The organism is Micromonospora sp. IBSANI012, assembly GCF_052814045.1.
Genome location: NZ_CP199933.1, coordinates 4936801 through 4951322, shown reverse-complemented (window position 1 = coordinate 4951322; position 14522 = coordinate 4936801). Strand labels below are relative to the sequence as shown.

Below are 14522 nucleotides of genomic sequence, written 5' to 3'. Positions count from 1 at the left end.
GTGGCGGTGCGCGCGGTCGTCGTCGAGGCCGACGGCGGGTCCCGGGGCAATCCCGGCCCGGCCGGCTACGGCGCGGTGGTCCGGGACCCGGACTCCGGGGAGGTGCTGCTGGAGCGCTCCGAGGCGATCGGGGTCTCCACCAACAACGTCGCCGAGTACCGGGGGCTGATCGCCGGGCTGGAGGCCGCCGCCGAGCTGGGCGCGGCCGAGGTCGAGGCGCGGATGGACTCCAAGCTGGTCGTCGAGCAGATGTGCGGCCGCTGGCAGATCAAGCACCCGGGGCTGCGCCCGCTCGCCGCGCAGGCCGCCGCGCTGGTCGACCGTTTCGAGTCGGTCCGGTTCAGCTGGATCCCCCGGGAGCGCAACCGGCACGCCGACGCGTTGGCCAACGCGGCGATGGACGCCGCCGCCGGCAAGCCGCCGAAGCGCGCCGCCGCCGCCGAGCCGCGTGAGGTGGCCGCCGCGGACTCGGCGGCCCGTGCGCAAGCCCGCGAGGTCGCCGCCCGCGCCACCACCCGTACCGCCGGCACCGATCCGGCGACCACCAGGCCCTCCTGGGAGCCGCGGCCCAGCTTCACCGCCACCCGGCTGATCCTGGTCCGCCACGGCGAGACCGAGTGGACCGTGCAGCACCGCTACGCCGGCCGCGCCGACGTCCCGCTCTCCGACCAGGGCCGGGCCCAGGCCCGGGCCACGGCCGCGCGGGTGGCCGAGCTGGCCCCGTCCGTCGCGGCCGTGCTCAGCTCACCGCTGTCCCGGTGTACGGCGACCGCCGAGGCGATCGCCGGGGCGCTCGGCGGCATCCCGGTACGCCCGCAGGACGACTGGATCGAGTGCGACTTCGGCGACTGGGACGGCAAAACCTTCGCCGAGGTACGCGAGGGGTGGCCGGGGGAGCTGGACGCCTGGCTCGCCTCGACGCGGATCGCGCCGCCCGGCGGGGAGTCGTTCACCGCCGTCGCCGAGCGGGTCGACCGGGCGGTGGCGGCGCTGCGCGAGGCGTACCCCGGGGAGACCGTGGTGGTCGTCTCGCACGTCTCGCCGATCAAGCTGGCGTTGCGCGACGCCCTGGCGGCCGGCGACGCCTTCCTGCACCGGCTCTACCTGGACGCGGCCGGCATCTCGGTGCTGGACATGTGGCCCGACGGCGGCGTGGCGGTACGCAGCGTCAACGACACCGCCCACCTCGCCGCGCGCTGACCGACGGCTCAGCCGCGACCGGAGCGCAGCAGCCAGCGGATGAGGTAGAGGCACGGCAGCGCGACCGCCAGCCACATCAGGCCCACGGCGAGCCGGACCAGGCCCGGCAGCCCCGGCTGGAGGGCGAGGAAGCCCAGGCCGATGGTGGCGACGACGAGCAGGTAGCCGAGGATCGCCGCGTTGCGGCGTGGCGAGCGGGGCGGCCGGGTCACGGGCGGGGCGTCCCTTCGGTCAGCCGCGACACCAGCCGCAGGGGGTCGCGCAGTACGTCACCGATGGCGTGGTCGCCGACCCGCAGCGAATCGAGCAGCTCCTGGCGGGCCTCGTCCACCTGCCGGCCGGCCGCCCGGATCGTCTCGGTGACCAGCTCGCCGAGGGTCAGGTTGTCGACGGTACGGCGGGCCCGGGGGTCGATGCGGATGTCCAGCAGCTCCCGCGCCCCGGACATCTCCACGGTGACCTCGCCGTCGGGCGAGGAGACGACGTGCCGCCGGTGCGCGGCCCCCTCGGCGAACTCGACCGCGGCGGTCATCGCCGAGGTCATCTGCCGGGCCAGGGCGCTCAGGTCCGGTCGTTGCATCAGCCCACCGCCCCGGTGCCACGGAGGAACTCGTCGAGCGCCTGCCGGGGTGCGGGCGGCTGGTCGACGCCGTCGTTGCCGGTGATCTCCCGGATCCGGTCGGTGAGGGTGGTCGACAGCCGGGTCTGGGCCTGGCGTACCGCCTCCAGGCAGGCGGCCCCGAGCTGGTCGGCGTCGAGGTCCCGGACGGCCTGCGGGCTGAGGTAGACCTCGGCCACCTCGCCGTCGCCGGTCACCCGGGCGGTCACCGTGCCGGTGGCGTCACTGGCCTCGACGCTCTCCTCCGGCAGCGCGGCGATCCGGGCGGCGAGGCCGTCCACCCGCTCCCGGACGGCGCGCAGCGAGGGGTCGGTGTAGCCCTGGCGGCGCGCCTCGTCCGCCGCCGCCGCGATGGCCTCCGCGTCCGCGTTCACCGCTGCACCCACTCGGCCGGATCGCCGATGACGATCTTCAGGGACTCGGGCAGCCGGATGCTCGCCGTGTCGATCCGCCCGCTCCGGTCGGCGAACTTGTTGGCCAGCTCGTCGTTGGCGTCGCCGAGGGTCTTGGCGGAGAGCCAGACCGTCATCACGAAGCCGGCCAGCAGGCCGATCACGGCGACCGCGAAGGCCGCCCAGGAGGCGAAGATGCCGATCTTGACGGCCGGCGAGACCGGGCCGGCGGCGTTGGCGGCCACGGCGGCGACGGCGGCGCTGACCGTGGCGACCAGGAACGCGCCGAGGGTGGTGATCACGCCGGCCGCCAGCTGCGCGCAGTACGAGTCCATCAGGGAGCAGGTCTGCGCCAGTCGCTCCAGGGCCGGCAGCAGGTCGCCGGTGGCGAACGCGTGGAACTGGGTGGCCGCCGAGTCCTGCCAGAACCCGTCGACCTTCTCGATCTGGCTCAGCAGTTGGGCGTGCATGCTGTCGTACGCGTTCTTCAGCTCGCCCCACGTGCCGGAGTTGCTGATCCACGGCTCAGGATCGACGACGTTCGGCATCACCAGCAGCCCGGTCAGGGCGGCCGCCGCCATGCCGGCCCCGGAGGGCTCCAGCGCGACGATCAGGCCGCTGGTGGCGGCGACCACCAGCCCCCGGATCAGCAGTGTGTCGAACGCGTCGCTGTCGGTGTCGGTCCAGCCGCCCTCGTCCCAGCCCGCCGGCATCCGTCCCCCCCGGTCAGTCGTGACTGCGCTGGAGGCCGGCCGCCTGGTCGGCCTCCAACTGCTCGTAGTGGCCGGCGACCCGGTGCAGCGCCGTGCCGATCGCGTCGAAGGTGTCGCGCAGCGCGGTGGTCACCGCGCCCACCGCCGCCAGGGACTGCGCGTAGTCGTCCGCCGCGGACATCGCGAAGAGCGGGAAGGCCCCCTGCGGCAGCTCCAGCCCGGCCAGCGTCGGGCGGGTCTGCTGGTCGAGGTCGTCGGCGTACGTCGAGAAGGAGGAGCCCAACGCCCGCATCGCCTCGGTCGCGTACAGCGACACCCTGCACCACCCCCGTCTCAGTGCGTGATGCCTCAGGCTAGCGGCGCGTGGCCCGGCCGGCTGCCCCGTCCAGGGCCGGGCAGGTCATTCGGCGCAGCGGACTTGCCGCTCGGCGCAGGGTGCGACGACCAGTGGCGTGACGGGAGTCACAGCGTGGTTAGCCTCCGCGCGATCGCACCGACCCACGACCCTTCGGAGACGCAGATGAGTGATCCCGGAACACCGCCGGCCGAGCCGGGACCTGATCCCGCGGCGGCCACGGCGTCGTCCAGGGCGAAGGACCACAGTCCCTGGAACTGGCTGCTCTTCATCCCGATCCTGGTGCCGCTGATCCCGGCGTTCTTCAACGCGGACTCGCCCCGGCTCTTCGGCTTCCCGCGCTTCTACTGGCTGCAACTGGCCTACATCCTGCTCGGCGTGACCACCACGACCCTGGTCTACCAGATGACGAAGAAGCGGGGTGGTCGGTGATGTGGCGTGACCACCTGACCGAGATCATCGTCTTCACGGTGCTCTTCCTGCTGGTCAGCGCGATGGGCTTCGTCGCGGCCCGCTGGCGCGCCCCGCGCGACATGGCCCACCTCGACGAGTGGGGGCTGGGCGGGCGCAACTTCGGCGGCTGGATCACCTGGTTCCTGGTCGGCGGTGACCTCTACACCGCCTACACCTTCGTCGCGGTGCCGGCGTTGGTGTTCGGCGCGGGCGCGATGGGCTTCTTCGCCGTGCCGTACACCATCGTCATCTACCCGCTGGTGTTCCTGGTGCTCTGCCGGCTCTGGTCGGTCTCGCACCGGCACGGCTTCGTCACCCCGGCCGACTTCGTCCGGAACCGGTTCGACTCGCCGGTGCTGGCGCTGCTGGTCGCGATCACCGGCATCGTCGCCACGATGCCCTACATCGCGCTCCAACTGGTCGGCATCGAGGCGGTGTTGAAGACGATGGGGGTGACCGGCGAGAGCACCCTGGCCCGGCACCTGCCGATCATCATCGCCTTCGCCATCCTGGCCGCGTACACGTACCAGTCCGGGCTGCGGGCGCCGGCGCTGATCGCGTTCGTCAAGGACACGCTGATCTACATCGTGATCCTGGTGGCGGTGCTGTACCTGCCCTACAAGCTCGGCGGCTGGGGCGAGATCTTCGACGCGGCGGACGCGAAGTTCAAGGCGTCACCGGCGCCGGGCGACGGCATCCTGCTCAACGCCAACAACCAGCTCCAGTACATCACCCTGGCGTTCGGCTCGGCGCTGGCGCTGTTCCTCTACCCGCACAGCATCACCGGCGTGCTGGCCAGCCGGAACCGCGACGTGATCAAGCGGAACATGTCCGCGCTGCCGGCGTACAGCCTGTTGCTCGGGTTGATCGCGCTGCTCGGCTTCATGGCCATCGCGGCCGGGGTGAAGCCGCTGCCCGGGGCGACGGCGGGGAGCGTGGACAGCAACACCGTGGTGCCGGTCCTGTTCGACCAGCAGTTCCCGAACTGGTTCGCCGGGGTCGCGTACGCGGCCATCGGCATCGGCGCGCTGGTACCGGCGGCGATCATGTCGATCGCGGCGGCGAACCTGTTCACCCGCAACATCTACAAGGAGTACCTGAAGCGGGACGCCTCCCCGGCACAGGAGGCGCAGGTCTCGAAGGTGACCTCGCTGCTGGTCAAGGTGGGCGCGCTGGCGTTCATCATCTTCCTCGACCCGCAGTTCTCCATCGACCTCCAGCTCATCGGCGGCGTGATCATCCTCCAGACGCTGCCGGCGGTGGCGCTGGGCCTCTACACCCGCTGGTTCCACCGCACCGCGCTGATCGCCGGCTGGGCGGCCGGCATGGGCATGGGCATGTGGATGCTCTACCAGATCGCGAACCCGGCGACCGGGAAGAAGCACTTCGCCGGCTCGGCCTTCCCGCTCTCCGAGTTCGGCTTCGACACCAAGAAGACGATCTACGTGGGCATCGTGGCGGTGCTGGTCAACCTGGTGGTGGCCGCGCTGCTGACCCTGGTCCTGCGGGCCGCGAAGGTCACCGACGGGGTGGACCACACCACGCCGGACGACTACGTCGCCGACGAGGGCGACCCCCGGGTCACCCCGGGCACCGAGCGCGACGCCGACTCGGCCCGCGAGCCGGTGGCGTAAAGGTCGGCCCGCCCCCGGGTGCCCGCTGCGGTGGGCACCCGGGGGTCCCGGGGCCGGCCGCTGTGCCGAAACGCTACGGAGCTGATGACGTGAACGGATCGGTGGCCGCGCCCGGCCGCTGAGTCGTTCACGTCATCAGCTCCGTACTGTCCGCCGCCCGTCCTCGCCGGCGCCAGGCGACGGGTGGAACACCGGCGCTCAGCGGCGCCGGTTGCGGGCGCTCAGCGCCTCGTTGAGCCGGCCCAGCAACCGCGCCAGGGTGTCCCGGTCCTCGGTGTCCCAGTCGCCGAGGATGTCGCCGTAGAGCCGGGTACGCGCCGCCCGCACCGCCGCCATCCGTTGCAGGCCGGCCGCGGTGGGGGAGACCACCGTGCCACGCCCGTCCGCCGGGTCGGGGGCGCGGGTGATCAGCCCGTCGCGTTGCAGGGCCGAGACCTGCCGGGTGACCGTCGAGCCGTCCAGGTTGAGCTGCGCCGCGAGCGCGGAGACGTTCTGCGGACCGGCCGCGTCCAGGTGGCGCAGGATCACGTACGCCGCCCGGTCCAGCACCCGGTGCTCGGCGGTGCCGGTGGCCCGGCGGGTCGCCTCGCCCAGGCGCATCAGCAGGGCCACCTCGGTCTCGATCCGGCCGAGGGTGGCCTGGTCGTCCGCTCCCGTGCGCTGGTCGTCGCTCATAGCTGTATGATACAAACAAAACTACCTGTATGATACAGCTATCTGGGAGGCGGAGTGGACCGGCGTACCGAGCCCCACCGCAGTGCCATCTACGCCACCACGCTGGTGGCCTTCCTCGCCATCGCCGGCATCGCCGTCGTCGACCCGATCCTGCCCGCCATCGGCGAGGCCATCGGGGTCACCGCCTGGCAGGTCGAACTCCTCTTCACCGCGTACATCGCGGTGATGGCCGTCGGCATGATCCCGGCCACCCTGGCCAGCGGGAGGTTCGGCTTCAAACCGGTTCTCGTCACCGGCGTCTCCGTCGTCGGCCTGGCCGCCATCCTCGCCTCGTTCAGCAACGACATCGTCCAACTGTCGGTGCTGCGCGGCGTCTGGGGACTCGGCAACGCGATGTTCTTCGCCACCGCCATGGTGGTGCTGGTCAACCTCGCCAACGACCGGGAATGGGTGGTCGGCCTGTTCGAGACCGCGCTCGGTCTCGGCTTCGCCGTCGGCCCGCTGATCGGCGGCCTGCTCGGCCAGGTCAGCTGGCGGCTGCCGTTCTTCGTCTGCGGCGTGTTCATGGTGCTCGCGCTCGCCGTGGCCTCCCGCAAGCTCCGCGAGCCGGGCAACCGGCAGGCGCCCGTACGCGTGGGTCAGATCTTCGCCACCTACCGCAAGCCGGCCTTCGTCACCCTCTGCGTGGTCACCGCCGCCTACAACTTCGTCTTCTTCGTGGTGCTCGGCTACACGCCGCTCTTCCTCGGCCTGGACATCGTCCCGCTGGGGCTGGCCTTCACCGGCTGGGGCCTCGGCCTGGCCACCGGCATCCTGGTGATCGGCCACCGCCTCGCGCACCGGATCGGCGCCGTGCAGACCGTCGGCGTCGCCATCGCCGGCCTGGTGGTCTGCATGGTCCTCTTCGCCACCTCCGGCAGCACCGCCGAGTCGCTGGTGGTGCTGGTCCTCGCCGGCCTCTGCATGGGCCTGGCCAACGCCAACCTCACCGACCTCGCGCTCGGCCTCGGCTCCGCCGACCGGCGGGTCGCCACCGGCGCGTTCAACCTGGTCCGCTGGGGGGCCGCCGCGCCCGCCCCGATCATCTCGGGCAAGCTCGCCGAACACGGCCTGGCCCTGCCGTTCTGGGTCGGCTTCGGCGTCCTCGCCGTCGGCGTGCTGGTCTACCTGGCCTTCGCGCACCTGATGGCCGCCGGCTACGGCGAGCGGGTGCTCTGGTCCCGCTGGAACCGGGCCGCCGCGGACGCCGAGCATGCCCCGGAGGAGCCGGTCGGCGAGGCGTACTGACCGCTCCGAACTCGGACCGCCGGTGTCGCAGCGCCGCGACGCCGGCGGTCCGGCGTCTCCGCTCGCAGCAGCGGGCCGGGTCCCCGAGACGGGACCCGGCCCGCAGGCGTTGCGGTGTCGCGTCACATGGCGGGGTGCCCGTGCGCGTCGGCGCTGTGCCCGGCCCCGTGCGACTTGCCCGGGGCGCGCGGCTCGTCGTTCACCGGCGAGGTGCCGTACGCGAACGTGATGATCGCGGTGGCGATGGCGTCGGCGTTCACGTCCAAGGCGAAGGTGTTCAGGTTGCCGTACAGGTCGTACGCGGCGTCGAGCTGCGCGTACAGCGCGGCGTCGGCGCCGTCAGCGACCGGCGTCATGCTGTCGCACCCCTGGTGGTAGCAGGGGTCGTACGACGCGCCGGCCACGCCGCCGAACAGCGCCGCCTCGGCCGCCGACTTGCGGCCCTCCGCACCGGTAAACAGACCACCGGACGGGATGTCGATCCCGGCGGCGATGAACGGCCCGTAGTCGGAGCGGCCGGTGAAGTCGGACGGGACGGTGGCCAGCCCGCGAGAGGCGAAGAACCCCTCGAAGACGTCCTCGACCTCCGCCGAGCCCTTCGGACCCGGGCCGGAGCCCTGGGCCGCCGAGTCGTCGCCGTCGTAGACGCCGAAGACGTAGTTGGGCGAGGCGACCATGTCGAAGTTCAGGTAGAGAGCGATGTCGGCGACCTGTTGCTCGGACAGCTGGTCCACGTAGAACTCCGACCCGAGCAGGCCGGCCTCCTCCGCGCCCCACCAGGCGAATCGCACCGCGTTGTTCGGCTTGACCTTGGCCATCTGCAACGCGACCTCGAGCAGCGCGGCGCTGCCGCTGCCGTTGTCGTTGATGCCCGGGCCCTCCGGCACGGAATCCAGGTGCGACCCGGCCATCACCACGTTGTCCGTGCGGCCGTCGCGGGACTGGGCGATGACGTTCTCGGTGTTGCGGATCTCGGAGGTGGTCTCGGCGCTGATTCGGAGGATCAGGCCGGGGGTGGTGGCGAACTGCGCCCCCAGCGGGTACGACACCGAGACGGTCGGAATGCCGACCGGCCCGCCCAGCGTGCCGCTGAACAGTTCGTGCCGGTCCGGGTTCGCCTCCGGGGTGCCGTTGCCCTGGTTCATGATGATCGCTCCGGCCGCTCCGGCCGCCTCGGCGTTCGCCGCCTTCTCGCCGAAGCTGCAGGTGCCGCGTTGCAGGAGGGCGATCTTGCCGGTCACGTCGATGCCGGCGAAGTCGCTGGCCTCACAGCCTGACGAGGAGGCCCGCGGCGGGCTGAGCGCCAGGTCGACGCCGACGACCGGCGCCTCGGCGGTGCCGGCGCCCGAAAACTCCATCAGGTCGTAGTCGGTGCCGTCGACATAGGTCGTCGCCGTCGGCGCGACCTGGGCGAACGCCGAGCCCATCTCCTCGAAGAACGGGAACTCGAACGGCTGCCGGGTCACCTGGTAGCCGGCCTGCTCGAGCAGCCCGGCCACGTAGTCGGCACTGGCGTCGTAGCCGGGCGTGCCGGACGCACGGGTGTCGCCGTTGGCGTCGGCTATCGACTGGAAGGCGTCGAGGTGGCGCAGTACGCCATCCACCGTGACGGCCTTGGTCAGTTTCTTGACGGAGTTGTTGTTGGGATTGGCCTGGACTGGCCCGACGAGGGCCATCGATCCGATGAGGGTGCCGATGGAAACGCCGGCGACCGTCTTGCGGAGAGACACCACGATGTGCCGCACCTCCCTGGTTGGGTGACGAGGACTACCGACGCGTCAGCTCCGTACGTCGGCAACCTTGAATGTAGATGCAGCTCATTGCGGGTGGGAAGGTCCATGCGTGGCAATCATCGGGTCCGTACGGCCGTGTCTCGACCCGTCTCGGACGGGTCAGCGCAGCGCCCGCCAGAGCAGGTAGAGGCCGATCACCGTGCCGAAGGCCACGATCATCATCTTGAGGAGCACCGGTGGCAGCCGGCGGACCAGCCGGGCCCCGGCGTACCCGCCAACCAGCGTGGCCGGTGCGACCACCGCGACCGCCGCCCAGTTCACCGGCCCGAAGAGCGAGAAGACCGCTACCGTGGTCAGCCCGACCACCGCCGAGAGCAGGTTCTTGATCGCGGTGACCCGGGCCAGCGTCGCGTCCAGCACCAGGGCCAGGCCGGCGACCAGCATCACCCCGAGGGCCGCGCCGAAGTAGCCGCCGTACACGGCGCCGAGCGCGACCATGGCCTGCACCGTGACGGTACGGCGGCGCGGCGACAGGTCGCGCGGATGCCCGACCAGCGCGCGCAGCGGATCCTGGAAGGCGAGCACCGCCGTCGCGCCGAGCACCAGGAACGGTACGACCACCTCGAACGCCCGGGCCGGGGTGGCCAGCAGCAGCAGGCAACCGAGGATCGTGCCGACGACCGTGGTGGGCACCAGCGTCGCGAGCGAACGCCTCGGCGGCAGGTCCGCCCGGCTGCCCGCCACGCTGGCCAGGTAACCGGGGCAGACCGAGACCGAGTTGGTGACGTTCGCCGGCACCGGCGGCAGGCCCACCGCGATCAGCGCCGGGAAGGTGATCAGCGAACCGCCCCCGGCCACCGCGTTGACCGTGCCCGCGGCGAGACCGGCGGCGAGCAGCAGCGCGGCGTCGGAAAGATCCATGGTGCCCCGAGGCTAGTACGCCCCGCTCCGCCCCGCGCCCCCGACCACCCCGCCCGGCGCGGGCCGCGCGGCGGGTGCGGTTTGCGGCGTGTCGCGGTGTCCCGGCCCCGGACACCGCGACACGCCGCAAACCGGGGCAGCGGGGACTCCCCGGGAGGCCGTCCGGGGCGGAAATGGGCGGTGACCCCGCGTCGTTAGGATGAGGGTGCGACGGACGAGTCGACCGGGCGGTCGCGTCGGCGGGCTCCGGCCCGCCGCCGAGGAACGTCCGGACTCCACAGGGCAGGGTGGTTGCTAACGGCAACCCGGGGTGACCCGCGGGACAGTGCCACAGAAAACAGACCGCCGGCCCATCGGGTCGGTAAGGGTGAAACGGTGGGGTAAGAGCCCACCAGCACCCCGGGTGACCGGGGTGGCTCGGTAAACCCCACCCGGAGCAAGGCCAAGAAAGGGCCGTCACCGCAAGATGACGACCCGGCGCAGACGCTTGAGGGCTGCCCGCCCGATGTCTGCGGGTAGGCCGCATGAGCCTGTCGGCAACGGCAGGCCGAGATGGATGGCCGCCGCCGGCCCGTACCCCGCGAGGGGTACGCGCCGCGCACAGAATCCGGCGTACAGGTCGACTCGTCCGTCGCCCACCAGGTCGCAGCCTCGATCAAGGCTGCTGCCTCGGCGTATACCCGGCTGCCTATGGGTGTTGTTGGGCATTTCTGGTCGGCGTCTGACGCCCTAGAGACGCCCTGACGCCCTGGATACGCCCTGATCTTGGCGAATCTGGAACCGTTGCTGCTGTCTCCGGAGTCTGTCGCTGGCCGGTGGCACGGCAGCGAGATGCGTCCGCCCTGCATTGACCTGCCTACTTCGCGACAATTGAACGTTTAGGTAGGCGCGGGGTCGCGGTCCGTGGTTGTGCTGTGGGATGGTTCTGTCCTGAATGAGACCGGGCAGACCGATCCGGCGACGGCGTCACCAGACAGACCAGATCAGTGGCACGACTTCCGCCGGGGCATCGCACTGCTGTCGATGGTGCTGTTCTTCTTCTGCGTCGTCGGCCTCGGATTCCTCGTCTACCAGCTTGCCACCCGTAGTGGTGACGCAACCTTCGACGGCTGGTCTTTCTTCCGCTTCCTGTCGGTGGCGGTTCCTCTGGGTGTAGCCGCGGCGTCGGGCTTCGGCGTCTAACGGGCGTCCAGCAGTGCGGAGGCCAAGCGCCGCGGCAGGGTTATGGGCCTCGCCCTCCTGCTCGCCGCCGTCCTTCTCGTGGTGACGGGTGTAATCGGGGGCCGGTTGTCGTGAGCTTCTCCGTCGAGCCGGGCGCCCTCGACATGCCGCCAGCCGCATGACCGACGCCAGTGCCGATGCCCAGGCCGCGAAGGCGTACATCACCCCTGCCACCTGATGTCGTCGCACACGTTCCGGCCACCGCCGAAGGCCGTTCATTGCTGGAGGGCACCACGCCTCTTGCTGCTTCTTGCTGACGCAGCAGCCCGAGCGTGTCCCGGCTCCAGCCGCCTGGTGATGCTGGCGCTGACGCCTGCACAGGTTACGGCTCGCCGAATTACCCGCCGCCCGTTAGCGGGGGCAACTCGCAGGGCATCGTCTGCGCCAGTAAGTTGGCTGTACTGGATTTCAGTGAACGGTCTGCAACCAGAAAACGACGGGCTACCGCTCTACCCCACGCTGTCCTAATGTGGAGCGATGGCTCGCATCAGTCCGGCTCAGCTCGGTGGGTATCTCCTTGAGGAGATCATCGCCTGGATGCTTCTGAGTAGCGGCTATAGGTTGCTAACTCGACCGAGCGACGACCCGGTCGAGCTAGACGATGGCGCCAACGGACTCCGGGTCCGTGGCCGAGGGGCGCAGCATCAAGCCGACGTGCTGGGGGAGCTGATGTACGTGCCGCCCTTCTCACTACCGCTACGCATGTTCGTCGAGGCGAAATGCTATAAAACCGAGCGTGTCGGGCTGGGGGAGGTTCGGAATGCTCATGGGGTCATTCACGACGTAAATCAAAACTGGGCGACTCAACCTCGCTCAGGCCAGCCTCGGCAACGATACCATTACCTATATTCAATGTTCTCCACCTCCGGTTTTACCTCTGGGGCGCAAGAATACGCACAGGCACATCAGATCGTTCTGGTCGATCTCTCGATGCCCGCCTTCAAAGACCTTCGGAACGCGGTCCGTGACTCTGCCCGCCGGCTGGTGGAGGCTTGGCCGATGGATGACTTCCCTACGGCTTGGGTTCGCACCCAGCTCCGTCGGCTGCTCGGAACAGCCGATCAGAGACCGGGTGGCCTTGCAAACGGCGTCCCTGTCGGGGAACTTCTGGGTGGTGAGGTCGAGGACTTTGCGGCTTTCGTAACCACTGAATGGCAAGCGCGAATGCTCTTGGGTTTTCCCGCCGCTCCGCTCATCCTGCCGATGCTTGTCCCCAACATGGCTGCGACGCTCGCCGCTCTGGCACAGAGGCCCGTGACGCGTGTACGGCTCCGACACGTGGGCGACACTGATACGGCAGGGAGCTGGTTGATCGAATCGGCTGATCAAAGGGTCGAGCTACGCTTCAGTCTTCCAGATAGGATTGAACGCTGGATCGTAGATGATCCGGAGGAATATCGGGCCCGGCGAGCCACCTACAAGCAACTACTTTCTGACATCACGATCGTGTACGCAGGCGGGCAAGATGTCCAGATCTACAGACTCCTCTACGACGCGGCAGATTGGCGCCGCAAGTGACCGTGCCGTCTTCTTAGTTGGCTGCTATACAGGCAGCAGAAGGGACACCTCCATCAGTGGAAGGTGGCCCTTGACCTGCGTGGGCGATACTGAGTCGAACGAGCCTTCGGTATGAATGTTGATCTCGCCGCGCCATCGACCTCTTCGGTGTGAATGTTGATCTCGCCCGTTGGCGCGCCACCGCCGCAGCGCACGACGTCGACATGCGGGACTACCTAGCTGGATCTCGAACAGTGACCCTTCGACGCGAACTGTGAGCAAGCAGCCCGCTAAAGCCTCGTTCGAGGTCAGGCAGGGGAGTCAGGGTCCCCGGCAGCCCCGCTCGGTGTCGTTCAATGCTGTACTTTGCTGCTGTACAGCAGTCGTTCCTACCGAGCGGCTGGCGGGGCGATCGTCCGCGCCAGGCGGCCGGCACTGGACGCCAACGGCTCAAGGCGGTCTTTGATGGTCAGACGATGGACCCAGGGCCCCTGTCCTGTCTGCCAGACCGGCCGCACCTTCCATGCAGACTGCCTCTACGCCGCGTTGACCTGGGCAGTTGCGGGGACTTACGACATCGAGACGTTTCCTCCCATCGTCAGGCGTTTGGCGCCGTCCTGCTACCTCTGTGGACTCCCCAAGGTCGAACACGCTGAGCATGTTCATCCGCGCCTGTACGGAGGCACCGACACATGGAGCAACATGGCTGGGTCGTGCCGTCACTGCAACCTGAGAAAGGGAGCAGCCGTCGGCAGCCTGAGCGAGGAACAGCGACAGCGCGCAGCAGAACAGCAGACCTTGTACCGTGCCGCGTTCCGTCGGTGCTCCGACGCCGTGGTCACGGCAGGGCTCAACTACCACGGGCACACGCCCGAGGAGCTAATGAGCGACGGCTATTTCGAACTCGACTTGACGGATGAACAACTTCTGCGGTTCTTTACTCCGCAGCAAGTACAAGACGCTCGTGACACGCTCGAACTACTGGCGAGCACCCGTAGCGTGTGGGAGCGGGCTATCCCTCACCAGTAGACGAAGCCTCTCCTGCTAGTTAGAATCCCTAGACTTCTGATCCGTAGCTCCGGGCAGTGCGATCTCCTACGGCCATCCTCGATGTCAGATAGCTCCTGGTCGCCGCGTTATAGCTCTGGCGGCCCGATTGGTTGCTGCACTTCGCTGCTGTACGGCTGGTATTGCCCCGGCTGTCATTTGAACCGGGACATCCTGCTAGCCGCGTCCTCGATCCGCCGCGCTACGCGAGGCAGGACCTGAGCAGCCTCAGCAAGCGCGCTGGCGCTCCTCTTGAAGCTCGATGTTCCGAATACCTCGGCCGAGTAGGCGAGCGATCGAGCTGTCCGAGCGTCGACTCCGCTTCCCGACATCGACAGCGTTGCAATGACCCGCTTGAGCTCGGCGACTGTGTCAGCAGTAGCTGTGCCAGTCTCCTCCAGCTGCTTCGTGATGGCTTCGAGTCTCTCCAGCGGAGGGGTCGCAAGCTCGGTGAGCAGCTTCGTCAGCGCCTCAGCGTCGAGGACCCTGAGCCTGTTTAGGACGGAGTTGTCCATGCCTTCGTGCTCAACCTTCCAGGTCCTGAGCACCTCAGGCGGATAGCGCAGGCCGTCGCCATCGATTTCCTCGTGATGACCGAGACACAGCAAGAGCAAGTTGGAGAAGGAGTCCCGTTCATCAGCGGACAGGTCGCTACGGTAGCGGGCGGCGCCCGGCCTCACTCCGTAGATGTGGGCGACCTGGGCATTCTTCCGGTACACACCCGGCCGTACCTCTAGCACCACGGGCACGGGGCACCCGGGTGCATAACACTTGC

At 69.4% G+C, this 14522-nt stretch carries 16 protein-coding genes and 1 other RNA gene; 8 read left to right on the top strand and 9 right to left on the bottom strand.

Features of this window, described 5'->3' with window-relative positions; genetic code table 11:
* Complete coding sequence (locus tag ACTWM8_RS22785) at window positions 1-1200, top strand: bifunctional RNase H/acid phosphatase (protein WP_446210808.1); 1200 nt, start codon at window positions 1-3, stop codon at window positions 1198-1200.
* Between the two features lie 8 nt (window positions 1201-1208).
* Here ACTWM8_RS22785 and ACTWM8_RS22780 read toward each other — a convergent pair whose 3' ends face one another.
* From ACTWM8_RS22780 to ACTWM8_RS22760, 5 genes are read right to left on the bottom strand one after another with little or no spacing between them, the layout of a single operon-like run.
* Window positions 1209-1412 (bottom strand): hypothetical protein, encoded by a 204-nt coding sequence (locus ACTWM8_RS22780; RefSeq protein ID WP_357618108.1) that lies wholly within the window; start codon window positions 1410-1412, stop codon window positions 1209-1211.
* Window positions 1409-1780, bottom strand: a complete 372-nt coding sequence (locus ACTWM8_RS22775; RefSeq protein WP_446210807.1) for a YbaB/EbfC family nucleoid-associated protein — start codon at window positions 1778-1780, stop codon at window positions 1409-1411. Before ACTWM8_RS22775 ends, ACTWM8_RS22780 begins: the two co-directional genes overlap by 4 nt.
* Window positions 1780-2193 (bottom strand): YbaB/EbfC family nucleoid-associated protein, encoded by a 414-nt coding sequence (locus ACTWM8_RS22770; protein WP_446210806.1) that lies wholly within the window; start codon window positions 2191-2193, stop codon window positions 1780-1782. Before ACTWM8_RS22770 ends, ACTWM8_RS22775 begins: the two co-directional genes overlap by 1 nt.
* Window positions 2190-2924, bottom strand: coding sequence for a hypothetical protein (locus ACTWM8_RS22765; RefSeq protein ID WP_441145514.1), 735 nt, complete (start codon window positions 2922-2924; stop codon window positions 2190-2192). The genes ACTWM8_RS22770 and ACTWM8_RS22765 overlap by 4 nt, the downstream gene beginning before the upstream one ends.
* Window positions 2925-2937: 13 nt before the next feature.
* Window positions 2938-3240, bottom strand: a complete 303-nt coding sequence (locus ACTWM8_RS22760; RefSeq protein WP_446210805.1) for a hypothetical protein — start codon at window positions 3238-3240, stop codon at window positions 2938-2940.
* Between the two features lie 204 nt (window positions 3241-3444).
* Here ACTWM8_RS22760 and ACTWM8_RS22755 point away from each other — a divergent pair, with 204 nt between their 5' ends.
* Entirely contained in the window at window positions 3445-3711 is a 267-nt protein-coding gene (locus ACTWM8_RS22755; protein WP_446210804.1) for a DUF3311 domain-containing protein, read from the top strand.
* Window positions 3711-5366, top strand: a complete 1656-nt coding sequence (mctP, locus tag ACTWM8_RS22750; protein WP_446210803.1) for a monocarboxylate uptake permease MctP — start codon at window positions 3711-3713, stop codon at window positions 5364-5366. Before ACTWM8_RS22755 ends, mctP begins: the two co-directional genes overlap by 1 nt.
* Window positions 5367-5564: 198 nt before the next feature.
* Here mctP and ACTWM8_RS22745 read toward each other — a convergent pair whose 3' ends face one another.
* Entirely contained in the window at window positions 5565-6041 is a 477-nt protein-coding gene (locus ACTWM8_RS22745) for a MarR family winged helix-turn-helix transcriptional regulator (RefSeq protein ID WP_446210802.1), read from the bottom strand.
* 54 nt (window positions 6042-6095) lie between these two features.
* Between ACTWM8_RS22745 and ACTWM8_RS22740 the strand changes: the two genes are divergently transcribed.
* The gene (locus ACTWM8_RS22740) at window positions 6096-7328 is read left to right on the top strand and encodes an MFS transporter (RefSeq protein ID WP_446210801.1); all 1233 of its coding nucleotides are present in this window, start codon (window positions 6096-6098) and stop codon (window positions 7326-7328) included.
* 122 nt (window positions 7329-7450) lie between these two features.
* Here the strand turns inward: ACTWM8_RS22740 and ACTWM8_RS22735 are convergent, their stop codons facing one another.
* Both ACTWM8_RS22735 and ACTWM8_RS22730 read right to left on the bottom strand, forming a co-directional pair.
* On the bottom strand, window positions 7451-9061 hold the full coding sequence (locus ACTWM8_RS22735) for a M28 family metallopeptidase (protein ID WP_446210800.1): 1611 nt from the start codon (window positions 9059-9061) through the stop codon (window positions 7451-7453).
* A gap of 159 nt (window positions 9062-9220) precedes the next feature.
* Window positions 9221-9982 carry a sulfite exporter TauE/SafE family protein gene (locus tag ACTWM8_RS22730; RefSeq protein ID WP_446210799.1) on the bottom strand — a complete coding sequence of 254 codons (762 nt, stop codon included), beginning with the start codon at window positions 9980-9982 and terminating at the stop codon, window positions 9221-9223.
* A gap of 215 nt (window positions 9983-10197) precedes the next feature.
* On the opposite strand from ACTWM8_RS22730, the gene rnpB reads away from it, so the two are divergent.
* The 4 genes from rnpB (at window position 10198) to ACTWM8_RS22710 (ending at window position 13729) form a co-directional block, all read left to right on the top strand.
* An RNA gene (gene rnpB / locus ACTWM8_RS22725) (RNase P RNA component class A) lies at window positions 10198-10613 on the top strand.
* 272 nt (window positions 10614-10885) lie between these two features.
* A complete protein-coding gene (locus ACTWM8_RS22720; protein WP_446210798.1) occupies window positions 10886-11164 on the top strand; it encodes a hypothetical protein in 279 nt (92 codons plus the stop codon).
* Window positions 11165-11857: 693 nt separating this feature from the next.
* A complete protein-coding gene (locus ACTWM8_RS22715) occupies window positions 11858-12721 on the top strand; it encodes a restriction endonuclease (RefSeq protein ID WP_446210797.1) in 864 nt (287 codons plus the stop codon).
* Window positions 12722-13165: 444 nt separating this feature from the next.
* Window positions 13166-13729, top strand: coding sequence for an HNH endonuclease (locus ACTWM8_RS22710; protein ID WP_446214635.1), 564 nt, complete (start codon window positions 13166-13168; stop codon window positions 13727-13729).
* A gap of 173 nt (window positions 13730-13902) precedes the next feature.
* Here ACTWM8_RS22710 and ACTWM8_RS22705 read toward each other — a convergent pair whose 3' ends face one another.
* Window positions 13903-14496 (bottom strand): hypothetical protein, encoded by a 594-nt coding sequence (locus ACTWM8_RS22705; protein ID WP_446210796.1) that lies wholly within the window; start codon window positions 14494-14496, stop codon window positions 13903-13905.
* Window positions 14497-14522 lie beyond the last annotated feature (26 nt).

Bases quoted from the DNA above. Each gene is read 5' to 3' on its own strand.
- ACTWM8_RS22775 (WP_446210807.1), bottom strand. From the start codon at position 1,780: ATGCAACGACCGGACCTGAGCGCCCTGGCCCGGCAGATGACCTCGGCG.
- ACTWM8_RS22765 (WP_441145514.1), bottom strand. From the start codon at position 2,924: ATGCCGGCGGGCTGGGACGAGGGCGGCTGGACCGACACCGACAGCGAC.
- ACTWM8_RS22755 (WP_446210804.1), top strand. From the start codon at position 3,445: ATGAGTGATCCCGGAACACCGCCGGCCGAGCCGGGACCTGATCCCGCG.
- mctP (WP_446210803.1), top strand. From the start codon at position 3,711: ATGTGGCGTGACCACCTGACCGAGATCATCGTCTTCACGGTGCTCTTC.
- ACTWM8_RS22745 (WP_446210802.1), bottom strand. From the start codon at position 6,041: ATGAGCGACGACCAGCGCACGGGAGCGGACGACCAGGCCACCCTCGGC.
- ACTWM8_RS22730 (WP_446210799.1), bottom strand. From the start codon at position 9,982: ATGGATCTTTCCGACGCCGCGCTGCTGCTCGCCGCCGGTCTCGCCGCG.
- ACTWM8_RS22710 (WP_446214635.1), top strand. From the start codon at position 13,166: ATGGTCAGACGATGGACCCAGGGCCCCTGTCCTGTCTGCCAGACCGGC.